Below are 25876 nucleotides of genomic sequence, written 5' to 3' on the forward strand. Positions count from 1 at the left end.
GTCGGGTTCCTTTCGTTCTGGTTCATTCGTCGTGGCGTGCGGTGTCGATCCGGTAGAAGCGGCGCGCGTTGCCGCCGAAGAGGCCATCCCGCGCCGCGGCGCCGAGCAACCGCGCACAATCGTCCTCGCACGCGGCCAGCCATTCGCCGTAGCCGCCGCATGCCGACGCGAGCCGCAGCACCGGCCAGTCGCTGCCCCACATCAGGCGCGTCGGCCCGAACAGATCGGCCAGCGCATCGACATACGGCCGCGCGCGGGCGCGCACGGCATCCGGGCCGGCCGACGGCCCCGCTTCGGTCCAGAGGCCGGACAGCTTGCAGTGAAGGTTCGGCAGGCGCGCGAGCCGGCTCATCGCCGACAGCCACGGCTGCAATTCGCCGCGCTCGATGAACGGCTTCGCGCCGTGGTCGATCACGATCGGCAGATCCGGATGGCGTCGCGCGAACGCATGCAGCGCATCGAGATGACGCGGCATCACCAGCGCATCGAAACCCAGCGCATGCTTGCGCATCGCGGCGACCGCGCGATCCAGCCGCGGATCGTCGATCCACGCGTCGTCCGGCAGATCCTGCAGCATCGGTCGCAGGCCGCGCGCCTTCGGCGCGGATGCAAACGCCGCGATCCGCGCCGGTGCGTCGTCGGCCTTCAGGTCGACCCAGCCGACCACCGCGCCGACGCTCGGCGTTTCAGCCGCGAGATCGAGCAGAAAGCGCGTATCGGCTTCGCTCGGCAGCGACTGCACGAGGACGGTGGTATCGATGCGCGCCGCATCGAGCAGCGGCGCGAGATCGGCCGGGCCGAAGTCCCGGTGAATCGCATCGAGTTCGGCCGGCGGCCAGCAACCGGCTCGCGCACCGATGCGCCAGTAATGCTGATGGGCGTCGATCCGTGCGGTCATGCGCGTGCTCCCGGCACCGGCGCGTGCGCATCGATCAGACCTTCGTCACGCAACGCATCCCACAGCTCGGCCGGCGCGGGGCGCTCGAACCAGTCGATGCTCTGCTTCAACTGCGTCACGCTGCGCGCGCCGACCACGCACGACACGACGGCCGGATGGCCGAACGGAAACTGCAACGCAGCGGCGGGAAGCGGCACGTCGAAGCGATTGCACAGCGCGCCGAGCCGCGTGGCCTTGTCGATCACGTCGGCGCTCGCGTCCGCATAGTTGAACTTGCCGTTGCCGGCGAGCAGGCCGGAATTGAACACGCCGCCGATCACGATCGCCGTCCCGTCACGCGTGCACGCGTCGAGCAGCGGTTCGAGCGCCGTCTGTTCTAGCAGCGTGTAGCGGCCGGCCAGCAGCACCGCATCGAGTTCCGCTTCGTTCCGCGCGTCGGCCGCGACTTCCCATTCGTTCACGCCGAGACCGAACGCGCCGATCTCGCCGCCCGCGCGCAGCGCGTCGAGCGCGCGAAACCCGCCGCCGCGCGTCAACTGTTCCCAGTAGTGCGCGTGACGATCGCCGTGCGTCATCGCGCCGATGTCGTGCACGTACAGCATGTCGACCCGCGCGAGCCCGAGCCGCTGCCGGCTGTCGTCGTGCGAGCGCATGATGCCGTCGTAGCTGTAGTCGTAGACCGGCCGGAACGGCAGCGGCTCGGCCCAGCCGTCGTCGCCCGGCTGCACGCTGGCGTCGGCGCGCATCAGCCGCCCGACCTTCGTGCTGAGCGTGAACGCACGGCGCTCGCGCGGGGCGAGGCCGGCCCCCACGCGCCGCTCGGACAGCGTGTAGCCGTAATACGGCGCGGTGTCGAAATAGCGCAGGCCGGCCGCCCACGCGGCGTCGACGAGCGCGGCGGCATCGGCGGCCGACATCGGCCGATAAAGGCCGCCGAGCTGCGAGCAGCCGAGGCCGAGCGCGGACACCGTCAGCCCGCTGCGCGGCAAGGTGCGCGTATCGTTTGCGTTCATGAGGCGTGACTGGATGCGGGGTAAAGGGATCAGTACAGGACGTTCTTCGCCGCCTGCGAATCGAGGTTCTGCTTGTCGACCATCACGACGCCGGTATCGATCAGCTTCGGCGCGGGCTTGCGCTCGATCACGTCGAGCGCCGTGCGCACGCCCTGGTTCCCCATCTGCCACGAGCCCTGCACGGCGATCGCCTGCACGGTGCCGTCGCGCACGAAGCCCTGCAAGTCCTCGTTGCCGTCGAACCCGATCGCCACCACCTTGCCCGCCTTGCCCGACTGCTTCAGCGCCCGGCCCATGCCGACCGCGGTCGGCTCGTTCGCGCCGAAGATGCCCTTCAGGTCCGGGTTCGCCGACAGCACGTCGGTCGTCTGGTTCAGCGCGGTCGCCATTTGCGATTGCGAGTAGTACGGGCCGACGACCTGCAGCTTCGAATGACTCTCGATGTACTTGCGGAACCCGCCGACGCGGCTGACCTCGGAGCCCGCGCCCGGCACGTACGACATGATCGCGATCTTGCCCGACTGCCCGACACGGTCGATCAGCGCCTTCGCGCACAGCGCGCCCGCCTTTTCGTTGTCGGTCGACAGGAACGCCTGGTAGTACGGCTTGCCGGCGTCCGCGATCGCCGAGTCGATCAGCACGACGGGAATGTGCGCTTCCCACGCCTTCTTGATCGCGGGCACGAGCGCATCGGGATCGGACGGCGCGAGCACGATGCCCGCCACGTGACGCGTGACCGCGTTGTCGACCATGTTGACCTGCCCGCTGATGTCGGACTCGGCCGCCGGGCCCTGGAACGTCATCGTGTAGCCCTTGGCGCCGTCGAGCGCCGCCTTCGCGCCTTTCTGCACGTTCTGCCAGTAGTTCGAATTGACCGTCTTGACGATCACCGCGATCTCGCCGCCCGCCGCATGCGCGGCGCTGCTGCATACCGCGAACACGCACGCCGATGCCGCCAGCAGGATGGATTTGTTCATGTCTCGCTCCGCTTCTCGTTGGTAGGGACTGCTTGCTGCCGGTCAGGGCCGGCGATTGCGCAACTGGTCGATCCACACCGTGCCGAGGATCACGACGCCGATGATGATCTGCTGGATGAAGCTCGACACGCCGTTCATGTTCAGGCCGTTGCGCAGCACGCCGATCACGAACGCACCGATCGCCGTGCCGGAAATCGTGCCGACGCCGCCCATCAGCGACGTGCCACCGATGACCGAGCTGGCGATCGCGTCGAGCTCGTACATCACGCCTTCGTTCGGCTGCCCGGTGACGAGCCGCGACATCAGCACGCAACCGGTCACGCCCGCGAGCGCGCCGGACAGCACGTAGGTGAACAGCTTCACGCCCTGCACGTTCACGCCCGACAGCCGCGCGGCTTCCGCGTTCGACCCGACCGCGTAGATATGGCGGCCGAGCGACGTTCTCGACAGCAGCACGGACACCACGACGAACAGCACGACCATGATCACGACCGGATACGGAATGCCGGGAAAGGTCGTGTCGGGGAACCCGTCGGCGCCGATGCGCGAGATCCGCAGCAGCGCGCCGTTGCCGAGCGCGCCGAACGCGTCGCCGAGATCCGAGACCGGCCGCGCGCCGGTGATCTGCAGCGCGATGCCGCGCGCGACGAGCATCATGCCGAGCGTCGCGATGAACGGCGGCAAGCCCATCTGCGTCACGCAGATGCCGTATGCCGTTGACGAGCCCGCACAGCGCGCCGACCAGGATGCCGGCCGCCATCGCCGCGGGCACCGGCACGCCGGCCTTGACCAGCAGCGCCGCGCACACGCCGGCCAGCGCGAGCACCGAGCCGACCGACAGGTCGATGCCGCCCGTGATGATCACGCAGGTGGCGGCCACGCCCAGATAGGCGATCGACGTGACCTGCAGGCCGACCGTCATCAGGTTGTCGACCGAGAAGAACGCCGCGCTCGATATCGAGAACGCGAACACGAGCACGACGAGGCTGCCCAGCGCCGCGAACTTCTGGATCAGGTCGCGCCGCCGCTGTCGCGCCGCCCGTTCGTCGGCCTGGCTTCGTTCGGATGTCATTTCAAGCATGGGAACGCCCCGACGCGTAGTGCATGATCTCCTCCTGACTGGTGTGTTGAGTGTCGAGCAACGCGGTCAATCGACCTTCGTGAAACACGGCGATCCGGTCGGTCATGCCGAGCAGTTCGGGCAATTCCGAACTGATCAGCACCACGCCGACGCCGTCGGCGGTGAGCCGGTCCATCAACCCGTAGATCGCGAATTTCGCGCCGACGTCGATGCCGCGTGTCGGCTCGTCGAAGAACAGAATCTTCGAGCCGCGGTACAGCCATTTGCCGATGACGACCTTCTGCTGGTTGCCGCCGGACAGGTTGCGCACGCGCTGGTGCACCGACGGCGTGCGAATCGCGAGGTCCTGCACGTAGCGGCGCGCGACGTCGAGCTCGTCGTCGAAGCGCAGGAATCCGAAGCGTGACGTGATGCCGCGCACGTTCGCGAGCGTGAGGTTCGCCGCGACGGGCATCGGCAGCGCGAGCCCCTCCTTCTTGCGGTCCTCCGACAGATACGCGATGCCGTGCCGGATCGCCTCGCGCGGCGAGCGGATCGTCACGGGCCGGCCGTGCAGCGCGATCGTGCCGCCATCCGGGCGATCCGCGCCGAAGATCGCGCGGGCGATCTCGGTGCGCCCGGCGCCCATCAATCCCGCGAAACCGAGGATCTCGCCGCGGCGCAGCGCGAACGACACCGGCCCGAACACGCCGTCGCGGCGCAGGTCGCGCACGTCGAGCAGCACGTCGTCCGTCGGCACCGATTGCCGCGACGGATACGCGTCGTCGAGCGTGCGTCCGACCATGCGCGCGACGATGTCGTCGATGCTCACGTCGGCGAAATCGTCCGTCGAGATGTGACGCCCGTCGCGCAGCACCGTCACGCGATCGACGATCTGCGCCATTTCGTCGAGCCGGTGCGAGATATACAGAATCGCCACGCCGTCGGCGCGCAGTTCCTCGATGATCCGAAACAGCTGTACCGTCTCCGCTTCCGTCAGCGACGACGTGGGCTCGTCCATGATCAGCACGCGCGCATCGTGCGACAGCGCCTTCGCGATCTCGACCATCTGCTGCTGCGCGATGGACAGCACGCCGACCTTCGTCGTCGGGGCCACGTTCAGCCCGATGCGCGCGATGCAGCGCGCCGCATCCGCGTTCATGCGTTTCGTATCGACGAACGGCCCGCGCCGCGGCTCGCGCGCGAGGAACAGGTTCTCCGCCACGCTCAGGTGCGGGACGAGATTGAGTTCCTGGTGAATGATCGAGATGCCGGCCGCCTGCGCTTCGGAAGCCGAACGAAATCGCACCGGCGCGCCGCGATAGTGGACGACGCCGTCGTCGGGCAGGTACTGGCCGCTGATGATCTTCATCAGCGTGGATTTGCCCGCGCCGTTCTCGCCGCACACCGCATGCACCTCGCCGCGGCGCAGGTCGAGGCGAATCCCGTCGAGCGCGAGGACGCCCGGGAACCGCTTGCGAATCCCGTCCAGGCGCAGGATCTCCCGGTCGGCTTCGTCGTGCGCGGCCTGACCGGGCAGATTGCGAGGCATTGCCATTGCGTCTCCTTGGGGTGGATCGACCGCGGCACTATCCGGTCAGTCCAATTTGGATGAATTACAGCAATCAAACCAACTTTGGTCAAGCCAATTTAACTATCCTCATCCGATCTTACCAATAGTGAAAACCCCGACATCCGGATGAACCCGCGGCCACACGGGGCAAAGCGGCAGGCGTGATAGACTCCGCGACACGCGCTTGCGCCGAAAGCGCATTGATCCCTATCACTCGTATGAAATCGACAGAACCCAAGCGGCTTTACCAATCGGTCGCGGCCCAGATCGTCGCGTTGATTCGTCAGGGCGAATTCGCGATCGGCGAGCGGCTGCCGCCGGAGCGGGAGCTGGCGCTGACGCTCGGCGTATCGCGCCCGTCGCTGCGCGAGGCATTGATCGCCTTGGAAATCGGCGGGCAGATCGAGATCCGGATGGGCTCCGGCGTGTATGTGCGCGACGCGGCGGCCGACGCGGTCGGCCCGATGGCCACGCTCGGCGACAGTCCGTCGGAATTGATGCAGGCGCGCGCGGCCGTCGAAGGCAGCGTCGCCGCGCTGGCCGCCGCGCGGATGACGGCCGCGATGCTCGAGCGCCTGCGGCGCACGGTGCAGCGCATGAAGCGGCTCGCGGAGGCCGGCAAATCCCCGGTCGAAGCCGACCGGCAGTTCCACATGCTGATCGCGGAAGCCGCCGGCAATTCGGTGCTCACCCGCTTCGTCGGCGAGCTGTTCGACAGCCGCCACGACCCGATCGCGACCGCGATGCGCGGCCATGCGGAGAATCCGCAGACGTGGACCGCCGCCGTGCGCGAGCACGAGGACGTGCTCGCCGCGTTGCAGGCCGGCGACCCGATCGCGGCCCAGACGGCCATTCGTGCGCACCTTCGCGCGTCCGAAGCGCGGTGGATCGAAGGCGGGCTGAAAGCCGATCCGGATTGAGCATGCGAGCGCCGGCATGCGTCGGCGTCGCCATGCACCGCTCGTCGGGATCTTCTTGAACTGCCCGCTTGCTCGTCGATCCCGTCACTCGCGCGAGGCCGGCCATTCCGACGCTGGAATGACCGGCCTCCGCTTCGTCACCAAGACTCAGCCCGCTCTCAGCCCGCTGCGACCGCACTGCCTGCCGTGACCTCGCAGACCATGCGCCACTGGCGCTCGAGCGTTCGCGCGGTTTCGCCGACCACGGTCACGCAACCGGTCAGATGAATGTCCCGGCTGGAACTGCCGACCATGATGTCGAACTCGCCCGGCTCCACGATCCGCTCGCCTCGCTCATCGGTGAAGTTGAGCATATCGACGGGCAGCCGGACGTGCACCGTTCTGCGCGCACCGGCAGGCACGAAAATGCGCTGGAAGCCCTTGAGTTCCCGCACCGGTCGCACCACCGACGCCACGCGATCCCGCACGTAGATCTGGACGACTTCCGTCCCGTCGCGCGGCCCGACGTTCTCGACCTCGAACGAGAATGCGAAGACACCGTCGGCGATGCTCGCCCTGTGGTCGATCCAGTCGAGCGCGCGATAGCGGAATGCGGTGTAGCTCAGGCCGAAGCCGAACGGATAACGCGAGCCGAAATGGTAGGCAATCGGCGTGCCGGCGCTTTTCAGCTTGTGGTTGTACACGTAGGGCACCGCGCCCACGCTTTTCGGCATCGACAACGGCAATCTGCCGCTGAAGTCGGCCGCGCCGGAAATCAGCTTCGCCAGCGCGTCGGCGCCGCCCTGGCCCGGCGCGAACGCGACGATATGCGCGGCCACGGCATCTTCCAGGCCGCCGAGGTTGTACGGACGCCCGCCGGTCTGCACGACGACCGTCCGCGTCCCGCTCGCGACGACCGCGTCCAGCAGCGCCTGCTGCACGCCGGGCAAGTCGAGGCTGTCCGCATCCGATCCCTCGCCCACTGTCCCGGACTGAAACAGCCCGGCCAGATCGCCGACGAAGACGATCGCGATATCCGCGGATTGCGCCACCCGCACGGCCTCGGCGATCTGGTCGGTTTCGCGGCTGACCGGTGCCTGCCGGTCTTCGTCGATCGCGCGCGCCATGTCGACATCCCCCGGGAATACCGGCGTTCCCGCGCGGCGCTCGCGCAGAATCTCGCAACCCTTCGCGTAAGACACGCGATCGCTTCCGAAGCGCTCCCTGAACGCCTGCAACGGCGTCTTCACCGGCGAACGCGCATCCTCGCCGGTCGTGATCAGGTGCACCGGGAAGCTGTATCCGGCAAGCAGCGCGAGCGGATCGTCGGCCGTGGGTCCGATGATCGCCACGCGCGACGCACCGTCGGCTTCGATCGGCAGCACGGCGGCGTTCTTCAACAGGATGATCGATTCGAGTGCAGCCTGATCCGCCACCGCCGCCGCATCGGCGCCGTTCACGTCGACACCGTCCGGATCCGCGTACGGATGCTCGAACAGCCCGAGACGGAATTTCTCGGTCAGCACGCGCGACACCGCCGCATCGATCACCGGCATCCCGATGTCGCCGCGCTCGATCGCGGCCTTCAGGTGCAGCGCGCATTCGTGTCCCGGCAGTTCGACGTCGAGACCCGCATTGAACGCCAGCGCCGCGGCCCCCGCTTCGTCATCGGCGACGCCATGGTGCGTGTACAGCAGGTTGACGCCTGCATAGTCGGCCACGACCAACCCGTCGAATCCCCATTTTCCGCGCAGCGTTCCATCGATCAGCGTCGGGTCCGCATGGCACGGGATACCGTCGATGTCGTGGTAAGCCGGCATCACGGAGCCCGCATTGGCCAGCTTGACCGCCATTTCGAACGGCAGCAGGAAGACATCGTTGAATTCGCGCGGGCCGACATGGACCGGCGCGTGGTTGCGTCCGCCTTCGCTCGCCGAGTGCCCGGCGAAATGCTTGAGCGTCGCCAGCACGTCGCGGCGCTCGCCCTGCAGGCCGTCGACGTAACGACAGGCCAGCACGCCCGCCAGATACGGATCCTCGCCGAGCGTCTCCTCGGTGCGCCCCCAGCGCGGATCGCGCGATACGTCGAGCACCGGTGCGAGCCCCTGGTGGCAGCCGATCGAGCGCGCCTGCCGGCCGATTTCGCGCGCGACGGCTTCGACCAGTTCCGGGTTCCACGTCGCCGCGTAGTTGAGCGGCGCCGGAAACAGCGTCGCGCCTTCGATCATCAGGCCGACGAGACACTCCTCGTGCGACATGACGGGAATACCCAGGCGCGTGTCCTCGACCATCCTGCGCTGCAGCGCGTTCAAGGCGCGAACGCCTTCGCGTGCGTCGACCGAGTGCGTACCAAGCGGGCGCGTGATCTGTCCGAGGCCGTGCTCCAGCAGTTCATCGACGGTAATCCCCGTCTGGCGCTGCGCGAAATCGGCCAGCCGCCACGCATGGTTGCCGTCCGACGACAACCTCAGCCAGCCAGCATGCAACTGCGCGATTTTTTCATTCAGGGTCATGCGGCCGAGCAGATCGGCCACGCGCGCGGGAATGGGCGCGTCCGGATTGCGGTACAGCGCCGGTTGTTCTGCGAGATCGATTGACATAAGGAATCCAAAATAAATGACTGAATGGAAGAATGGGCCAGCGACCCGTTTCAGTACCCGACGCAAGCGGCAACGTGCACCGCGCCCGTCCGGTCGAATGCGTGCCCGCGGCGATCGACGCGCATCGGCGAAACCGACCGGGTATGCGGTGCGATCACGCCGATCGCAGCGCGTAATCCTGTTGCCGCGCCGCGGCGAGGCGCGGCAAGGCCATGCCGTCGGCATCGAAGACATGGCAGGCATCGGGCGACACATGAAGCGCGACGGCGCGGCCGCGCCCGATGTCGACATCGCCGGAGAGCTTCGCGATCACGCCGACGTCACGGCCCTCGCCAACGGTCGCATGCAGATACGTACACTCGCCGAAACGCTCGACCAGCCCGGTCGTCGCGTTGACGGCCTGACTTCGCGCGTCGCCCGCCGCAATGACGAAGTGCTCGGGCCGAACCCCCAGCGTGACGTCGGCGCCCACCTGCATGCCGCGTGCGTCGACAGCAGCCTGAATCAGCGCGCCGCCACGCAAGCTGAGCGAGAGCCCGCCCGAATCGGCCGCGACGATACGACCGGGCAGGAAATTCATCCGCGGCGAGCCGATGAAGCCCGCAACGAACCGGCTTCTCGGGTGGTGGTATAGATCCAGCGGCGCCCCAACCTGGGCCACGCTGCCATGGCGTTCCATGTCGGCGCCGGCGTGCAGCAGCACGATCTTGTCCGCGAGCGCCATCGCTTCGGTCTGGTCGTGCGTGACGTAAATCGCGCTCGCCCGGTTGAACTCGCGGTGCAGGCGCGCGATCTCCGTTCGCGTCTGCACCCGCAGCGCGGCGTCGAGATTCGACAGCGGCTCGTCGAACAGGAATACGCCCGGCTCGCGCACGATGGCCCGCCCGATCGCGACACGCTGGCGCTGCCCGCCCGACAGCGCCGCCGGCCGCCGCTCGAGGAGCTTCTCCAGCTGCAGCGACGCCGCGGCCCGCCTGACCTTGCCGTCGATCGTCGCGGCGTCGATCTTCGCCTGCCGCAGCGCGAAAGCCATGTTCTCGTAGACGGTCATGTGCGGATACAGCGCATAGTTCTGGAACACCATCGCCACGCGCCGCTTCGACGGATGCACGTCGTTGACGCGCGTACCGTCGATGCACAGGTCGCCGGCCGTGATGGTTTCCAGCCCGGCGATCATCCGCAGCAACGTCGATTTTCCGCAGCCGGACGGACCGAGGAACACGCAAAACTCGTTCGCGCCGATCTCGAGATCGACATCCCGAATGACCGGGGGATTGCCGTCGTACGCCTTCTGGACATGCTTGAGACTGATGCTTGCCATGATTCGCCTGACTGAACAAGTAAGTGGATCCCGCCATCCCGCGATGCGTGCCGGGCTGCGGTCGAGCGGTCGCTACCCCTTCAACGATCCGGCCATCATTCCCTTGATGATCCGTTCCTGCCCGAACGCGTAGGTGACGATCAACGGCAGCGACGTGAGCGTGACGACGGACAGCATCGCCGGAATGTTCGATGCGTACTGCCCCTGGAAATCCCACAACGCGAGCGGCAGCGTGCGGTGTTCCGGCGTGGAGGTCAGCACGTACGCGAAGATGAACTCGTTCCAGAGGGCGATCGCGTTGTAGATGGCCACCGTCGCGAGGCCCGGCATCGACAGCGGAAAGTAGATCCGCCAGAAGATCTTGAGTGGCCCGCATCCGTCGAGATAGGCGGCTTCCTCGAGTTCGTGCGGGATCTGCTTCATGAACTCGGTGAGAATGAAAATCGAGATCGGCAGGCTGAACGCGACGTACGGGCCGACGAGCGCCAGCGACGTGTCGTACAGGCCGACGTTGCGGATCATCAGGTAGATCGGCACCAGCGTCGCGTGAAGCGGCACGATCATCGATGCGACGACGAGTCCGAACAACGTCTTGTTGAAGCGGAACTGCAGGCGCGCGAACGCGTAGGCGGCCATCGCGCTGAGCAGCACGATGACGATCACCGACAGGCCGACCACGAAGAGGCTGTTGCGCAGGTACATGAAGAACGCGCCATGCAGCACGTCCAGATAGTTCGACAGGTCGAGCCGGGACGGCAGCGCCCACACCGAAGCCGAATAGGTTTCTTCCTGCGATTTGAGACTGGTGACGACCACGAACAGGAACGGCAGCGTGGTCACCGCGAGCCAGACGAGCGCCAGCAGGAAGATCACCGGATGCCGTCGGCTGGCCGCCTGCCGGACTGAACGAGCGAACATGGTCAGACCTTCTGTGAGTAGCGCTGCGTGACGCGCAGCGCAGCCGCCGCGACCAGCGCCACGATGATGAACATCGCCGAAGCGATCGTGCTGCCGTAGCCGAGCTGGAATGAGCTGAACACCCGACGGTACATGTAGGTGGCCATCAGTTCGGACGCATTCTCCGGGCCGCCGCCCGTCATCACGAAGATCAGGTCGAAGTAGCGCAGCGAGCCCAGTACCGCGAGCAGTGCGGCAGTTCGTACCGTGCCTTGCAGATGCGGCAGCTTGATGCGCCAGAAGATCGTCGATTCCGACGCGCCGTCGAGCCGCGCGGCCTCGCCCAGTTCCGCCGGAAAAGACGACAGCCCGGCGAGAAACAGGATCATGTAGAAAGGAATGTTCTGCCAGCAGATCACCGCGATCGTCGACGCGAGCGCGAAGCGCGGATCGCCGAGCCAGTCCTGCGCGAGCGCATGCAGGCCGAGCGCGTGCAAGCCGGCGTTCAGCGGGCCGAAGTTCGGATCGTAGACGTTCTTGAACAGCACGCCGATCGCGACGCTGGACATCAGCAGCGGCAGGAAATACAGGATCTTCAGCATGCGCGAGCCCTTGCCGGCCTTGTCGAGCAGCACCGCGAGCACCAGCGCGACAGGCAGCTGGATCACCACGGAGAACGCGGCGAGCAGCAAATTGTTGCCCAGCGCCTTCCAGAACACGTCGTCCTGGGCCAGATGCAGCCAGTTCGCGACGCCGACGAAACGCGCGTCGCTGCCGAGCCCGTTCCAGTCGACCAGCGACAACCGGAAACTGTCGACCAGTGGATAAAGCAGGAACACGACCAACAGCAGGACCGACGGCGCCAGCAACAGCGCCGCGGTCAACCGGTGCGGCGACACGGGGCGCGCTTTCGCGCGCGTCGCGATCATCGCTGTCTCCACCATGACCTCCTTCACGGTTGGTTCCACTCGCCTATCGGCCCGCTTCCGCCTTTGCCGCGTCTTCCATCTGTTGCGCAGCCGCCTCGGGCGTCACCGACAGCCCCAGCAGCGCCTGCGAAATCTCCTTGTGCCGCTCGCCGAGACGCGGCGACAGTTCCTGGTCGTACCAGAGCTGGACGTTCGGCGCCTGCGCGACCAGTTCCTGCACGCGCTTCAGCAACGGGTCCGCGATGGTCAGGTTCTTCACCGGCGGGAGTCGCGCATCGGCCAGTTTCGCGCGGATCGATTCGTCGTCCGTCATCGTCCTGATCAGGCGGACCGCCGCGTCGCGCTCGGGACACTGCGTCGATACGCTCAGGTAACTGTCGCCGAGCGTCCCGACGAGATCGCGAACGTCGCCCTTGCCGCCCGGCATGCTGGGAAACGGAAAGAAGTCGAGCTTCTTGAAGAACGCGGGATTTTCCTTCTGGATGGTCGACGCTTCCCAGCTTCCCATCAGCTCCATCGCGGCCCGGCCGGCGTACAGCAGGCGGCGAGACGCGCCGATGTCGTAGTCGAGCCCGTTGTAGCCGGGCGCGAATGCGCCGGCCTTGACGAGTTGCTGAAGATACTTGCCGGCGCCGACGAACACCGGATCCGCGAAACTGCCGCCCTTCGCGCGCTCGACGGCGCGACGGAAAACATCCGGGCCGCCGAGCCGGTCGACCAGATACATGTAGTACATCGACCCGGGCCACTTGTTCTTGTTGGCCAGCGCGAACGGCGCGACCCCGTGAGACGTCAGCACCTTCACGACGTTCATCAGGTCGTCCCAGGTCGCGGGCGGCGCGAGGTTGTATTGCCGGAACAGATCCTTGTTGTAAAAGATCACGGCAGCCGCCGTGTTCTCCGCCGGAACGCCATAAATCTTGCCGTCGTAGGTGACGGCCTTCCACGACGCGGGCAGGAAGCGATCGCGATAGGCCGGATCCTTCTGCAGATAGGGCGTGAGGTCCACGACCTGGCCTGCCTTCACATACTCTCTCAGCGGCCCGCCGCCCCACGTGTCGAACACGCAGGGCGGCTGTCCCGCGCCGAACGCCACTTTCAGCTTCGCCTTGTAGGAATCGTTGAGAACGTGGGAATCCTCGACCTTGTAACCGGGGTTCTGTTTCTCGAACCGGTCGGCGGCTGCGCGTGCGGTTTTGGGCCCATTGCCCTCCGTCTGGTGATCCCATTCGACGATGACTTTCGCCGACTGCGCATGACCGACGCCGGCCCAGAGCGCCGACGCTGCCAACAGCGCCGTCGCGGCGCGCGAGATCCTTCGAACCTTGATCGAAAGCATCCACGTCTCCATCGTTGTAGGTATCGCCAACCGATAGTTAGCGTTAACGTTATCGGATGTTAGGTTTGATTCATCGGCATCGCCATCCGGGTATACCCATCGTCGGAGTCGCCGCCCGCCTGCGCCGGTCAATTCGCATGAAAATGGCCCGCTAGCCAGGCAGGAAGCGGCTCGAGCCGTATCGCTCGCATCGGTTCAATTCCTGATCCGCATGTGACCTGTTAGAATAAACAGGAAAAACCGGACGTTATCGCTATCATCCATTGCGGAACGCGTGGGGCCCGGATAACCCCCTTCACCGCACGACCTCGCCAATGAGCAAACAGAATCCCACTCTCGCCCATGTCGCGCGTATCGCGGGCGTGTCACAGATGACCGCATCGCGAGCGCTCAACGACCGCCCGGGCGTTTCGCAGGAAACGCGCGAGGAAATCTTGAGAGTCGCGGCGAACATCGGGTATGTCGTCAACCGCAGCGCGCAGAAGCTGTCCGGCGGACGCAATGGCATCATCGGCATCGTGACGCCCACGCTCGACAACGAATTCGTCGGTGAACTGATCATTGGCGTGGGGCGCGCCGCGCGGGTAGCCGGGTACGAGACCTTCGTGTACACGGTATTCGACGAAGACCGTCACTCGCATCAGTCCGTGCTCGGGTTGATGAAGCAGTTCACCGACGGCGTCGTCGCCATCCTGCCGCGCGATTCGATCTACTTCGACGCGCTCGCCGCCGCGAACGTCCCGGTCGTCGTCATCGATCAGCGCGGCGCGCTCGCCGGGTTTCCGTCCATCTCCGTCGACAACTATGGCGGCGCATTGCGCGCAGTCGAACATCTGGCGGAACTCGGGCATACGCGCGTCGCCTTCATCAGCGGCGACGAGTCCATCGAAGGCGTGCGCGACCGGCGGCGCGGCTATCTCGATGCGGTCGCCCGATTGCGTCTGGCCGACGATCCCGGCTTGATCGCGCAAGGCGATCTGTCACAGATGAAGGCGTTCGACGCGGCATCGCAATTGCTTGCGCTGCCGGCACGCCCGACCGCGATCTTCGCGGCGAACGACCTGAGTGCGTTCGGCGTCATCGCGGCGGCAAGGGAAATGGGCCTGAAAGTCCCGCACGACGTCTCCGTGATCGGCTTCGACGACATTCCGATGGCGTCGCAGGTTCATCCGCCGCTCACGACGATACGCCAACCGTTCGGGCCGATGGGACGCGCCGCGGTCAACACGTTGCTGGCACAGATCGACAGCGACGAATCGGTGGCCCCTCGCATCGTGCTGCCGGCCGAACTCGTCATTCGACAATCGACCGGCCCCGCGCACGGTGCGGTCGCGGCGAAAGCCTCGCCGTCGCGCAATCGCTCGGCCACTTGATCGACGAACGCGGCATCCGCCCCCGGCCGCGCACTACTCAACGCCCTGCAACGCGGCCCGTTCGCTCGCCGTGCGGCGCGACGGCAGCGTGCGCGGCACCAGGCTCGTCACCAGCACCGAGCCGACCACCAGCAGCCCCGCGACCACCGCGAACCCGGCATACGGCGCGCCGGTACGTGCGAACAGGATGCCGACCAGCCACGAACTGAACGCGCCGCCGAGCGAACCCAGCATGCTGATCACCGCGATGCCGGCCGCCGCCGCCCGGCCGGTCAGTTGGGCAGACGGAATCGTCCAGAACACGATCGGCACGGTGAACGCGCACAGCTGCGCGATCGCCAGCAACGCGACGGTGATTCCTACATGGCCGACCGAGAAGCGCAGCAGCAGCAGACTGCACGCGGTGACGAGCATGCAGGCCACCGTATGCCAGCGGCGCTCGCCGTATCGGTCGGAACTCCATGCGATCGCCACGTTGCCGATCATCGTGAAGACGGAAATCAATCCGGACAACCAACCGATTCCGGTGACGCTCGCGACCCCGGCCGCCTTCAGCACCGTGGGCGACCAGAACGTCACCGTCCCCATCCCGACGTAGACGCAAAAATAGATCGCCGCCAGCCCCAGCACGCGCGCATGGCGAACGATGTCGAGCACGCCCGCCCGGACATGGCCGACCACGGCCGACGCCCGCTCCGCGTCCAGATCGCGCAAGAGCGCCTGCCGGTCCGCAGGCGCCAGCCATGCCGCCCGTTCCGGCCGGTCGCTCAGCATCAGCGGCGCAACCAGCCCGAGCGCGATGGCCGGCAATCCCTCGATCAGGAACAGCCACTGCCATCCGCGCAACCCCATCGTGTCCTGCAGGTGCGCCATGATCCAGCCGGACAGCGGTCCGCCGATCATCCCCGCGACCGGAACGGCGAGCAGCAGCACGCTGTTGACGCGGGCGCGCACCCTATCCGGAAACCAGTACGACAGGTACAGGATCAGGCCCGGAAAGAAGCCGGCCTCGGCGGCGCCGAGCAGGAAGCGCACCACGTACAGCGACACGCTGCCGGTCACGAACATCTGCGCGACCGTGCACAGGCCCCACAGCACCATGATCCGCATCAGCGTGCGGCTCGCGCCGATGCGCGCCAGCAGCAGGTTGCTCGGCACCTCGAATGCGGCGTAACTGATGAAGAAGATGGCCGTCGCGGAGCCGAATACGGCTTCGCTCAAGCCGAGGTCCTGCAGGAACTGCAGCTTGGCGAACCCGATGTTGACGCGATCGATGAAGTTGACGACGTAGCAGACGAACAGAAACGGAATCACGCGCAGCGCGATCCGGCGATACAACAAGGCAGGGGGTGACTCGGACATGGACCGCTCCCGGTATGTGGACAGGCGTCACGAACAGGCGAGGCGTTGCGGGGTAATTATACAAATCCCGTATTTCGGGATTTATTGGTAGTTAACACGAGAGGATGCGTCGCGCGTAGCCTGGGCCATGACGTGAATCGGCATCCGACAGTTTTGTAAGAAAATACCGATCGTGCACGATCGTGTTGACCATGAAGCCCCCGTTACTCGGCAGCGCATGACGCCATGCGTAAACCCCACCGCAAAAAATAAATTTAATCCCTTATAATGAGATTTTAAAAAAATAGGGTTGTCAACGACATTTGTCTGTCGATATCGCCCGGCACCCGAATTTCTTTCGGTTTGGTTATGCGCCGTCACCTCCGCGGGCCGCTCGCTCGACAAACGCCACCGGACTTTTCGATCGCGTCACGCAGTGTTTTTTTCTGGATATGATCGTCGGCAGGACTGACCGCGTCGCACCGCGCGTTCGGAAAGCCATCCGGGCGGCGCGCGCACATGGCGCGATCGCGCTGCCCGCGCCGGCAGCATGAGCCGGCTTCGACCGGCATCGAATTTGAAACGGGATGCATTCGCCACGCCATGAACCTGCGCGCTGAAACACTGTGCTTCTCGGATGTGTTCCTCCATTCCCAGGCGATCGTGAACTGGTCGCAGCACTACGACCAGATCAGTCCGGGCACCGCGACGACCACGCTGCGCCAGGTCGCCGGCCAGCGTTTTCACGTCTTTCGCGAACGCATCAACCAGCGCGTGATGCAGCACGGCCTCGCGCCGCGCGACCGACTCTGCTTCGCGCTGCCGATCGCCAGTGCGGTCGCGCCCGTGGTCCAGGGGCGCACCGTCGAGCGGCCGAGCCTGCTGACGCTGCGCGGCGGCGAGGAATTCGTCGCCCACCTGCCGTGCGACACCGAGGTGCTCGCGTTCACAATCGACCGCACGCTCGCGGCCGATCGCGAGGTGGACGAACTCGCGAACCTTCCCGCACGTTTCCTGAAGCAGCCGGTGCTGCCGATCTCGCCCGCGCGCTACCGCAACGCGCTGGACGGCCTCGAACGCGTGCTCGGCCAGGCGCTCGACAGCGGTTCGCTCACCGCGCGCGATGCGTTCGACGAACGCGTGCTCGCGCACAGTCTGGTCGGCATCCTGCTCGACCTCGTGCAGCCCGACGACCCGGATGCCGGTGCGCTGCCGTCGGCGTCGACGCAAAGCTACATCGTGCGCCGCAGCCAGGAAATCGCGCTGGAATCCGACGACGTACCGACGGTCATCGATCTCTGTCATCACCTGCGGATCAGCCGCCGCACGCTGCAATACAGCTTTCAGAACGTGGTCGGCACCACGCCGACCGCCTATCTCCGCTCGATCCGGCTGAACGCCGTGCGCCGCTTCCTGATGACGACGCCCGACACGATGCGGATCGGCGACGCGGCGGCGCAATTCGGCTTTTGCCACTTCGGACGCTTCTCCGCGTACTACCAGCAGCATTTCCACGAACTGCCGTCGCACACGCCGCGCCTGAGCTGAGCCCGCGACCAACGCATCGCGGCGTCGCATCCGGGTAATCCCCTGCCGCGCCCGCGCATGCGGATTGCCGATTACGGACAACGCCCGTTTTTTCGGCACCGTAAATTTTGTCGTCGGCCTTGCTCGCATGCGCGCTGCACCGCATCGAGCGGCCGTCCAAGCGCATACCTGTGTCGTCGGCGGAGGTCGGCATCGATTGCCGGCTCGTCAGGATCGGCGCGCGGCACGGGGATATCGATCAGGCATGCCGGTGTCGACTCCTGACGGACGAGCCGGCCAGCGGGACCCAATCATGAACGAATCGTCACCCCGGTCCGAAGCGGGGCTCAGCAAGAACGCCGTCGGACTCTCCCACATCGTCTTCTTCGTCGTCGCCGCGGCCGCGCCGCTCACCGCGATGGTCGGCGCGACGCCCGCGGCATTCTCGCTCGGCAACGGCCCCGGCGTGCCCGGCGTATTCGTGCTGGCCGGCGTCATGTACCTGATCTTCAGCATCGGCTATGCGGCGATGAGCCGACACATCTCCAACGCGGGCGCGTTCTACGCGTACATCGCGAACGGGCTCGGACGCCCCGCCGGCGTAGGCGGCGCGTTCGTCGCGATCGTCGCGTACAACGCGGTGCAGATCGCGATCTACTGCATGTTCGGCTTCTTTCTGAACGACAGCATCCAGCGGCACTACGGCGTCGACGTGCCCTGGTGGGCGTTCGCGCTCGCGTGCGTGGTCGCGGTCCACTTCTGCGGCGCGCGGCGCATCGAGTTCAGCGGCCGGCTGCTCGGCATGCTGATGATCGGCGAAATCGCGATCGTGATGCTGCTCGATCTCGCGATCGTCGTGCACGGCGCGAGCGCCGACGGCTTCAGCGCGAAACCGTTCAGCCCCGCGATGGTGTTCGCGCCCGGGCTCGGCACCGCGCTCGTGTTCGTGCTCGGCTCGTACATGGGCTTCGAGGCGACCGCGATCTTCTCCGAGGAGGCGCGCGACCCGAAGCGCACGATTCCGCGCGCCACCTACCTCGCCGTGATCCTCATCATGGCGTTCTACGCGCTGTCGTCGTGGGCGATCGTCGAGGCGTGGGGCGAGCGCGCGATCGCCGCGCAGGCCGCGCGCGATCCGGCCAATCTGTGGTTTGCCGTCAGCGGCCGGCTGCTCGGCAGCATCGCGACGGACGCGATGAACGTGCTGCTCGTCACGAGCCTGTTCGCGGCCATCCTGTCGTTCCACAACACGATCACGCGCTATTTCTACGCGATGGGCCGCGAACGCGTGCTGTGGCGCAAGCTCGGCCATACGTGCCCCGTGCATCGTTGCCCGGACGTCGCCGGCAAGGTGCAGACGCTGATCGCGCTCGCGGCCCTCGCCGGGTCGGCCGCGTTCCGCCTCGACCCGTTCGCGGTCGTGTTCTCGTGGATGAGCGCGCTGGCCACGATCGGCATCATCGCGGTGCAGATCCTCGTGGCGGCATCGGTGATCGCGTTCTTCGCGCGCGATCACCGCGACGCCGGCGTCGTGCACCGCCTGATCGCGCCGCTCGTCAGCGTGATCGCGCTCGGCGCGTGCCTCGTGCTCGTCGTGCGCAACCTGTCCGTGCTGAGCGGATCGGACTCGACCTTCGTCGCGATGTTTCCGTATTTCCTCGTCGCCGTCGGTGCGCTCGGCATCCGCGCCGCGCTGCGGTTGAAGCGCAGCGACCCGGACCTGTATCGCGAACTCGGGCGCGCCGCCCAGTAGCCGCCGACCGGACGGTGTCGCGCCGCACCGTCGTCTCGTTGTTCACTCCCCGAGCATTCCCCGCTGCCGACGCGATTCTCGATGCGTCGCGCCGGCACGGGTATTCCCTATCCCGATCGCGCCGCAACGATTGCCGATAGCGGACAAGGCGCGCGTTTTCATCGACATACAGTGAATGCGACGTCGAAGCCGAACCGCGGGTATCGCCCTCACCCGTTCGGCCCGACGATTCGCCCCTGGGAAACACGGAACACGACGATGAAAATTCAGAACCTGATCGACGGCAGGCATTGCGACGCAGCGGCCGGCCGTACCTTCGAAAAGCTGGCGCCGGCGACCGGCGACTATGTTGCCGCCGTGCCCGCATCGACCGCCGAAGACGTCGATCGCGCGGTGCGTGCCGCGCACGCCGCGCTGCACGGCGACGCGTGGGCCCGCGCGGGCGGCTCGGCCCGCGCGCGCTGGCTGCTTCGGCTGGCGGACCTGGTCGAGCGCGACCGCGACGCACTGGCGGAATGCCTGGCCGTCGAACAAGGGCGCCCGCTTGCCGAGATGCGGATGATGGGCCTGCCGATGTGCATCGACACGCTGCGCTATTTCGCCGGCTGGGCCGACAAGCTCGAGGGCCGCACGATTCCGACCGACGGCTTCATGGGCCGCCCGACGCTCAGCTACACGCGGCGCGCGCCGGTGGGCGTCGCCGGTCAGATCATCCCGTGGAACGCGCCGTTGATGATCGCGGTGTGGAAGCTCGCGCCGGCGCTCGCGGCCGGCTGCCCGGTGGTCATCAAGCCGTCGGAGGACACGCCGCTGGCCGTCGCCCGGCTCGGCGAACTCGTCTGCGAAGCCGGCCTGCCCGCCGGGGTCGTCAACATCGTCCACGGCGTCGGCGCGGAAGTCGGCGCCGCGCTGGTCGCGCACCCGCTCGTGAACAAGATCAGTTTCACCGGCAGCACCGAGGTCGGCCGCGCGATCGCGGGCGTGGCAGCGAAGACCTTCAAGCGCGTCACGCTCGAACTCGGCGGCAAGGCCGCGCAGATCGTGTTCGCGGATGCCGATCTCGACCGGGCGATTCCGTCGCTGATGGCCGGCATGTTCGCGAACCAGGGGCAGACGTGCGCGGCCGGCTCGCGCGTGCTCGCGCACCGCTCGATCGCGCAGGCACTCGAAGAACGGCTTGCCGACGCAGCTCGCGCGATGCGCGTCGGTCCGCCGTCGGAGCCCGGCGTGCAGATGGGTGCGCTGATCAACCCGCGCCACCTCGCGCGCGTCCGCGCGCTCGTCGACGGCGCGCTCGCCGAAGGCGCGGTGATGCTCGCCGGCGACGAACAGGTGCCGCCGCGCGGCTGCTTCATGCGCCCGACGATTCTGGGCGGCGTTCATCCGGGCATGCGGATCGCCCGCGACGAGGTGTTCGGCCCGGTCGGCATGGTGATGCCGTTCGAGACCGAGGACGACGCCGTTCGCATCGCCAACGACACGCCGTTCGGCCTGTCCGCTTCCGTGTGGACGCAGGACGTCGGCACCGCGCACCGCGTCGCCGAACGGCTCGACGTCGGCGCGGTCGCGATCAATGCGTGGAGCCCGATCGACGCGCGCCTGCCGTGGGGCGGCACCAAGCAAAGCGGGATCGGGCGCGACCTGTCGAAGGCCGCGCTCGATTCGTACCTCGAGGAAAAGATCGTCACCGCAGCCCTGTGACCCGACGGCGCACACCGCGCCCCAACCCTGTTCAAGTACTTCGCAAGAGAGACGAGAGACACCATGGACTATCAAAAGCGTGAAAAACGATTCTGGCACCCGATGAGCTCGGCGGCCGCCGGACATACGACCCCCACCGTGATCATCGAGCGCGGCGACGGCAACTACGTGTACGACGTCGACGGCCACCGCATGCTCGACGGCGTCGGCGGACTGTGGAACGTCAACGTCGGCCACAACCGGCCGGAAGTGAAAAGCGCGATCGCGCGGCAGATGGATGAACTCTCGTACTACCAGACCTTCGACGGCGTCGCCCATCCGCGCGTCTACGATCTGGCCGACCGCCTGTGCGCGATGTTCGCGCAGGAAGACATGCAGCGGGTGATGTTCGGCAGCGGCGGCTCCGACGCGATCGAGACCGCGCTCAAGATGGCGCGACAGTACTGGGTCGCCGCGGGCGAGCCGTCGCGCACGAAATTCCTGTCGCTGCGCAACGGCTATCACGGCGTGCATATGGGCGGCACGTCGATCGGCGGCAACGGCGTCTACCATTACAATCATGGCCCGCTGCTGCCCGGCTGCGTGCTGCTCGACACGCCTTGGCTCTATCGCAATCCGTGGAATTGCGACGATCCGCAACAACTCGTCGAGCACTGCATCCGGCAGCTCGAGGAAACGATCGCGTTCCACGGCCCGCAGACCATCGCCGCGTTCGTCGCCGAACCGGTGCAGGGCGCCGGCGGCCTGATCGTCCCGCCGGCCGATTACTGGGCGCGCGTGCGGGCCGTGTGCGACCGTAACGGCATCCTGCTGATCGCGGACGAGGTGGTCACCGGCTTCGGCCGCACCGGCAGCCTGCTCGGCAGCCGCGGCTGGGGCGTCGCCGCCGACATCCTGTGCGTCGCCAAGGGCATTTCCGCCGGCTACGTGCCGCTCGGCGCGACGCTGTACAACGGGCGCATCGCCGACGCGATCGAACATGGCGCGGGCTTCTCGCACGTGGTCATGCACGGCTATACGTACAGCGGGCATCCGCTCGCGTGCGCCGCGTCGCTCGCGGTGCTCGACATCGTCGAGGCCGAGGATCTGCCGGGCAATGCGGCGCGGGTCGGCCAGCGCCTGCTCGAGCAATTGCTGCCGCTGAAGGCCGACTTCGAGACCGTCGGCGACGTCCGCGGCAAGGGGTTGATGCTGGCGCTCGATCTGGTGACCGACAAGGCCAGCCGCACGCCGCTCGATCCGGGCAAGGGGTTCGCCGCCCGCGTGGCCGATGCCGCGCGCCGGCGCGGCGTGCTGGTGCGGGCGATCGCGAACAAGGTGGTGATGTCGCCGCCGCTGACGTTGCAGCCAGGCGAAGCCGACTTCATGGCCGTGACGCTGCGCGAGGCATTGCAGGAGTGCTGCGCGGATTCGCGCGCGATCGCCTGACCGCGCGAAACAGCCCGGCGCACGGATTTTTCGCCGAAGGTCCGTGCGCGTCGCCATCCGGCCTCGGTTCGACGAAGATCGCCGCGGGACGTCGAAGTCGACGATCGGCCTCCCGCCTGTCGCAATGTCGTTTCAAAGGAAGACAAGTCAAATGGACAACCAGGTCGTTGCTTTCTCGGTGGAGAAATACCCGCTCGCGCTTCGGCTGCTGCACTGGGTCAGGGCGATCCTGATCGGCGCGCAGCTGTGGACCGGCTGGACGATGGTCCGGCTCGACGACAACCTGCCGGCCAAGTTCGATTGGTACTACCCGACGCACAAGGAGTTCGGCGTGCTCACGCTGCTGGTGGTCGTCACGCAACTGGCGATTCGGTCTATGAAGCCGTTGCCGCCGCTGCCTTCCACGCTGCCGACGCTCGATCGCACGCTAGCCAAGATCGGCCACTATCTGCTGTATGCGCTCGCGATCATCGTGCCGCTGATGGGCTATTCGATGTCCAGCACGTATACGCAGAGCGACGGCGTGCCGTTCTTCTTTTTCCGCGTACCCGAGTTGCTGCCGAAGAACGACCATTGGTTCGAGGCGTTTCAATGGCTGCACAAAACGCTCGCCTATACGTTGCTCGCGCTCATCGTACTGCATGTGCTTGGCGCGCTGAAACACCGGTTCTTCGACCGCAACCCGGAAAACGACGTGCTGCGGCGGATGCTGTAACGCCGCCGCCACGCGGAACCGCGCGCCCGGCGCGGTTCCTCATTCGCTCCGCCCGATCGCGGCGGGCCCCTTTTCTTCGCATTTCATATTTCGTTTTACTAACGACAAGCGGACCCGCTACACGCGTCCGGTGCTGACGCATGCCGTCGGAAACCGCGCCGCGCCGCGTGTGCCGCCCACACCTGGAGATCGACGATGAAGAAGATGATAGCGGCCGTATCGGCCGCGAGCGCGATGGGATTCGGCCTGACAGCCCATGCGCAAAGCACCGTGACGCTGTACGGCCTGATCGACGAAGGCGTCAACTTCACGAGCAACGCGGGCGGCAGCAAGGCGTACCAGATGGTCAGCGGCGATACCGTCGGCAGCAACTGGGGGCTGAAAGGCACCGAGGATCTCGGCGGCGGGCTCAGAGCGCTGTTCCAGCTCGAGAACGGCTTCAACGCGAGCACCGGCGCGCTCGGCGTGACGTCGCGGATGTTCGGCCGGCAAGCCTACGTCGGGCTCGATTCCGACCGGTTCGGCACGCTGACGTTCGGCCGCCAGTACGATCCCACGCTCGACATGTGGAGCCCGTTCACGGCCACCGGCAACTGGCTCGGCGACTTCGGCGCGCACCCGTACGACAACGACAACGCCGACTGGGACTACCGCATCCAGAACAGCGTCAAGTACGTGTCGCCCTCCTACGCCGGCTTCAAGGGCGAAGTGCTCTACGGGCTCGCGAATCAGGCGGGCGGCTTCGCCCGCAATCGCGTCTATAGCGCCGCCGTGCAGTACCAGGCCGGCGCGTTCTCCGCCGCCGTCGCGTACCTGAAGGCCAACAACGGCGGCGCAACCACGGGCGGGGCGTTGTCGAGCGACGACACGGTTTTCAGCGGCCGCTCGCAGCAGAACATCGATGCCGGCATGTCGTACAAGTTCAGCGACAAGCTGACGCTGTCCGCCGCGTACTCGCACGTCGACGTGACCAACCCCGAGTCGAATCTGTACTTCGCGAACCAGCCGGCCGCAGGCTCGCAGCACGCGTGGAAGTTCGACAACTTCGAGGTCAACGGCCAGTATTTCTTCCGGCCGGACCTCTGGCTCGGCGCCGCCTATGCCTACACGCATGCGCATGTCGCGACGGCGGCAGGCGATGCGTCGCCGAGCTGGCATCAGATGTCGATGATGCTCGACTACGATCTGAGCAAGCGGACCTCGACGTACATCCAGGGAGCGTACCAGCATGCAACCGGCCATACCGGCACCGACTTCGACTACGCGCACGTGCTGGGCACGGCCGGACAGTCGTCGGGCCGCAACCAGTTGGCGTTGCGCGTCGGAATGATGCATCGGTTCTGAACTCGGCGGAACAACACGGGCTCGCGCGCGGCATACGCGGCAGCCCGTGTTCCTCGCGCGTCGTCAGAACTGATGCCGCAGCCCGAGCCGAACCGCGGTCTGCGTCGAGCCGGACGCCGCCCCGCCGAGCGCCGCCTCGACCTGCGCGCCATACGCACTGTCGTGCCCGCGTGCGAATACCGCGTAAAGGCCGGACCGCTTCGACAGCGAATAGTCGACGCTCAACGTGATCTGGTTGGCCGAGCCGATGTCGCCGCCGCGCTGCTGGTACTGGAAGCCGCCGCCCAGCTGCAACGCCGGCATGACCGCATAGGTCAACCCGGCGTCATACGTGGTGGCCCGCAGCGGCGCGGCGGCGCTGATCCGCACGTCCGACACCATGCCGAAGACACGATACGGCCCGACGTTGTAGCCTGCGCCGCCCGAGACATTGCGCAGATTGCCTCCCACCGTCACGTCGTGCTGGCCGAAATAAGCGAGCGCGGCGCTGAACGCGCCTTGCGTGTACGACAGCATCGCGCTTTGCACACTGCTGCGTGCGACCGTGCCGGGCACGTTGCCGAACCCCCATAGGCCGCCGAACGACAATCCGCCGAATGTCGGGCTCACGTACTTCACCGCATTGTTCACCTGGACGCCCCATACGCGGTTGTCGAGCGCGCCGCCCGCCGACGCGTTCGCGGGCAAGCCCCACGCGAGCAGGCCGGCCGGCGTGTTCGCACCGATCGCGAAAGCCGGCATCAGATCGCCGACGAAATCGAACTGGCGCCCGAGCGTCACGGCCCCCCAGTCGCCGCCGAGCCCGACGTACGCTTGCGAACTGAATGCGGAGCCCGGCACGGTCAGCGCACCGTCGGACGTCTGGAATTGGCTTTCGAGCCGGAAGACCGCATAGCTGGCGCCGCCGAGATCCTCCCTGCCCGTCAGGCCCCACACGTCGTTGCGCGACACGCCGGCCTGCAACGCGATCTGACGTCCGCCGCGCGGGGCGGACGCCACGTCGCTCGTATAGGTCACACCCGTGTCCAGCGAACCGTAGAGCGTCACGCTCGATTGCGCGAACGCCGGTGCGACGGCACCGCAGCCGCACCATGCCACCATCCGGAACCACCGTTTCATCTGCTTCTCCTCATCGAATTTTCCCGGACGATGCACGCGTGAACCGGCCGGCGCGGCAGCAACATCGAT

General features: G+C 66.7%; 19 protein-coding genes and 1 pseudogene. 8 read left to right on the forward strand and 12 right to left on the reverse strand.

Going from position 1 to position 25876, the window contains the following annotated elements:
- Nucleotides 1-22 precede the first annotated feature (22 nt).
- The 5 genes and pseudogenes from HWX55_RS11950 to HWX55_RS11970 form a co-directional block, all read right to left on the reverse strand.
- On the reverse strand, nt 23-898 hold the full coding sequence (locus HWX55_RS11950) for an amidohydrolase family protein (RefSeq protein ID WP_175975762.1): 876 nt from the start codon (nt 896-898) through the stop codon (nt 23-25).
- Nucleotides 895-1911 (reverse strand): aldo/keto reductase, encoded by a 1017-nt coding sequence (locus HWX55_RS11955; protein ID WP_175975763.1) that lies wholly within the window; start codon nt 1909-1911, stop codon nt 895-897. The genes HWX55_RS11950 and HWX55_RS11955 overlap by 4 nt, the downstream gene beginning before the upstream one ends.
- Before the next feature lie 29 nt (nt 1912-1940).
- Nucleotides 1941-2888 (reverse strand): ABC transporter substrate-binding protein, encoded by a 948-nt coding sequence (locus tag HWX55_RS11960; protein WP_175975764.1) that lies wholly within the window; start codon nt 2886-2888, stop codon nt 1941-1943.
- A 42-nt stretch (nt 2889-2930) separates the two neighbouring features.
- A pseudogene (locus HWX55_RS11965) lies at nt 2931-3969 on the reverse strand (ABC transporter permease).
- Nucleotides 3962-5506 carry a sugar ABC transporter ATP-binding protein gene (locus HWX55_RS11970; RefSeq protein ID WP_175975765.1) on the reverse strand — a complete coding sequence of 515 codons (1545 nt, stop codon included), beginning with the start codon at nt 5504-5506 and terminating at the stop codon, nt 3962-3964. Before HWX55_RS11970 ends, HWX55_RS11965 begins: the two are co-directional and overlap by 8 nt.
- Before the next feature lie 233 nt (nt 5507-5739).
- Here HWX55_RS11970 and HWX55_RS11975 point away from each other — a divergent pair, with 233 nt between their 5' ends.
- Nucleotides 5740-6441 (forward strand): FadR/GntR family transcriptional regulator, encoded by a 702-nt coding sequence (locus HWX55_RS11975; RefSeq protein WP_175975766.1) that lies wholly within the window; start codon nt 5740-5742, stop codon nt 6439-6441.
- Between the two features lie 158 nt (nt 6442-6599).
- On the opposite strand, the gene HWX55_RS11980 is transcribed toward HWX55_RS11975, so the two are convergent.
- The 5 genes from HWX55_RS11980 to HWX55_RS12000 form a co-directional block, all read right to left on the reverse strand.
- Nucleotides 6600-9020 (reverse strand): glycoside hydrolase family 3 N-terminal domain-containing protein, encoded by a 2421-nt coding sequence (locus tag HWX55_RS11980; RefSeq protein ID WP_175975767.1) that lies wholly within the window; start codon nt 9018-9020, stop codon nt 6600-6602.
- Nucleotides 9021-9174: 154 nt separating this feature from the next.
- Entirely contained in the window at nt 9175-10341 is a 1167-nt protein-coding gene (ugpC, locus tag HWX55_RS11985; protein ID WP_175975768.1) for a sn-glycerol-3-phosphate ABC transporter ATP-binding protein UgpC, read from the reverse strand.
- Between the two features lie 72 nt (nt 10342-10413).
- A complete protein-coding gene (locus HWX55_RS11990) occupies nt 10414-11259 on the reverse strand; it encodes a carbohydrate ABC transporter permease (protein ID WP_175975769.1) in 846 nt (281 codons plus the stop codon).
- 2 nt (nt 11260-11261) lie between these two features.
- Complete coding sequence (locus tag HWX55_RS11995) at nt 11262-12206, reverse strand: sugar ABC transporter permease (RefSeq protein ID WP_244140543.1); 945 nt, start codon at nt 12204-12206, stop codon at nt 11262-11264.
- Between the two features lie 4 nt (nt 12207-12210).
- Complete coding sequence (locus tag HWX55_RS12000) at nt 12211-13506, reverse strand: extracellular solute-binding protein (RefSeq protein ID WP_175975770.1); 1296 nt, start codon at nt 13504-13506, stop codon at nt 12211-12213.
- A 314-nt stretch (nt 13507-13820) separates the two neighbouring features.
- Between HWX55_RS12000 and HWX55_RS12005 the strand changes: the two genes are divergently transcribed.
- The gene (locus HWX55_RS12005) at nt 13821-14879 is read left to right on the forward strand and encodes a LacI family DNA-binding transcriptional regulator (RefSeq protein WP_175975771.1); all 1059 of its coding nucleotides are present in this window, start codon (nt 13821-13823) and stop codon (nt 14877-14879) included.
- 33 nt (nt 14880-14912) lie between these two features.
- On the opposite strand, the gene HWX55_RS12010 is transcribed toward HWX55_RS12005, so the two are convergent.
- Nucleotides 14913-16241: an MFS transporter gene (locus HWX55_RS12010; RefSeq protein WP_175975772.1), complete on the reverse strand. Its 1329-nt coding sequence runs from the start codon at nt 16239-16241 to the stop codon at nt 14913-14915.
- 582 nt (nt 16242-16823) lie between these two features.
- On the opposite strand from HWX55_RS12010, the gene HWX55_RS12015 reads away from it, so the two are divergent.
- The 6 genes from HWX55_RS12015 (at nt 16824) to HWX55_RS12040 (ending at nt 24688) form a co-directional block, all read left to right on the forward strand.
- Nucleotides 16824-17768, forward strand: coding sequence for a helix-turn-helix domain-containing protein (locus HWX55_RS12015; RefSeq protein ID WP_050016792.1), 945 nt, complete (start codon nt 16824-16826; stop codon nt 17766-17768).
- 292 nt (nt 17769-18060) lie between these two features.
- A complete protein-coding gene (locus tag HWX55_RS12020; protein ID WP_175975773.1) occupies nt 18061-19500 on the forward strand; it encodes an APC family permease in 1440 nt (479 codons plus the stop codon).
- Nucleotides 19501-19758: 258 nt separating this feature from the next.
- Nucleotides 19759-21201, forward strand: coding sequence for an aldehyde dehydrogenase family protein (locus tag HWX55_RS12025; RefSeq protein ID WP_175975774.1), 1443 nt, complete (start codon nt 19759-19761; stop codon nt 21199-21201).
- Nucleotides 21202-21264: 63 nt separating this feature from the next.
- A complete protein-coding gene (locus HWX55_RS12030) occupies nt 21265-22629 on the forward strand; it encodes an aspartate aminotransferase family protein (RefSeq protein ID WP_175975775.1) in 1365 nt (454 codons plus the stop codon).
- 151 nt (nt 22630-22780) lie between these two features.
- Nucleotides 22781-23344 carry a cytochrome b/b6 domain-containing protein gene (locus HWX55_RS12035; protein ID WP_175975776.1) on the forward strand — a complete coding sequence of 188 codons (564 nt, stop codon included), beginning with the start codon at nt 22781-22783 and terminating at the stop codon, nt 23342-23344.
- A gap of 195 nt (nt 23345-23539) precedes the next feature.
- Complete coding sequence (locus HWX55_RS12040; RefSeq protein WP_175975777.1) at nt 23540-24688, forward strand: porin; 1149 nt, start codon at nt 23540-23542, stop codon at nt 24686-24688.
- Nucleotides 24689-24751: 63 nt separating this feature from the next.
- Here HWX55_RS12040 and HWX55_RS12045 read toward each other — a convergent pair whose 3' ends face one another.
- On the reverse strand, nt 24752-25807 hold the full coding sequence (locus HWX55_RS12045; RefSeq protein WP_175975778.1) for a porin: 1056 nt from the start codon (nt 25805-25807) through the stop codon (nt 24752-24754).
- Nucleotides 25808-25876: the final 69 nt, after the last annotated feature.

This window comes from Burkholderia sp. BCC1047 (assembly GCF_902833155.1).
GTDB lineage: Bacteria > Pseudomonadota > Gammaproteobacteria > Burkholderiales > Burkholderiaceae > Burkholderia > Burkholderia sola.

Coding starts and splice junctions, on each gene's coding strand:
- HWX55_RS12005 (WP_175975771.1), top strand. CDS start 13,821: ATGAGCAAACAGAATCCCACTCTCGCCCATGTCGCGCGTATCGCGGGC.
- ugpC (WP_175975768.1), bottom strand. CDS start 10,341: ATGGCAAGCATCAGTCTCAAGCATGTCCAGAAGGCGTACGACGGCAAT.
- HWX55_RS12045 (WP_175975778.1), bottom strand. CDS start 25,807: ATGAAACGGTGGTTCCGGATGGTGGCATGGTGCGGCTGCGGTGCCGTC.
- HWX55_RS12035 (WP_175975776.1), top strand. CDS start 22,781: ATGGACAACCAGGTCGTTGCTTTCTCGGTGGAGAAATACCCGCTCGCG.
- HWX55_RS11955 (WP_175975763.1), bottom strand. CDS start 1,911: ATGAACGCAAACGATACGCGCACCTTGCCGCGCAGCGGGCTGACGGTG.
- HWX55_RS11990 (WP_175975769.1), bottom strand. CDS start 11,259: ATGTTCGCTCGTTCAGTCCGGCAGGCGGCCAGCCGACGGCATCCGGTG.
- HWX55_RS12020 (WP_175975773.1), top strand. CDS start 18,061: ATGAACGAATCGTCACCCCGGTCCGAAGCGGGGCTCAGCAAGAACGCC.
- HWX55_RS11950 (WP_175975762.1), bottom strand. CDS start 898: ATGACCGCACGGATCGACGCCCATCAGCATTACTGGCGCATCGGTGCG.
- HWX55_RS11975 (WP_175975766.1), top strand. CDS start 5,740: ATGAAATCGACAGAACCCAAGCGGCTTTACCAATCGGTCGCGGCCCAG.
- HWX55_RS12010 (WP_175975772.1), bottom strand. CDS start 16,241: ATGTCCGAGTCACCCCCTGCCTTGTTGTATCGCCGGATCGCGCTGCGC.
- HWX55_RS11970 (WP_175975765.1), bottom strand. CDS start 5,506: ATGGCAATGCCTCGCAATCTGCCCGGTCAGGCCGCGCACGACGAAGCC.
- HWX55_RS12000 (WP_175975770.1), bottom strand. CDS start 13,506: ATGCTTTCGATCAAGGTTCGAAGGATCTCGCGCGCCGCGACGGCGCTG.
- HWX55_RS11960 (WP_175975764.1), bottom strand. CDS start 2,888: ATGAACAAATCCATCCTGCTGGCGGCATCGGCGTGCGTGTTCGCGGTA.
- HWX55_RS12040 (WP_175975777.1), top strand. CDS start 23,540: ATGAAGAAGATGATAGCGGCCGTATCGGCCGCGAGCGCGATGGGATTC.
- HWX55_RS12025 (WP_175975774.1), top strand. CDS start 19,759: ATGAAAATTCAGAACCTGATCGACGGCAGGCATTGCGACGCAGCGGCC.
- HWX55_RS12015 (WP_050016792.1), top strand. CDS start 16,824: ATGAACCTGCGCGCTGAAACACTGTGCTTCTCGGATGTGTTCCTCCAT.
- HWX55_RS12030 (WP_175975775.1), top strand. CDS start 21,265: ATGGACTATCAAAAGCGTGAAAAACGATTCTGGCACCCGATGAGCTCG.
- HWX55_RS11980 (WP_175975767.1), bottom strand. CDS start 9,020: ATGTCAATCGATCTCGCAGAACAACCGGCGCTGTACCGCAATCCGGAC.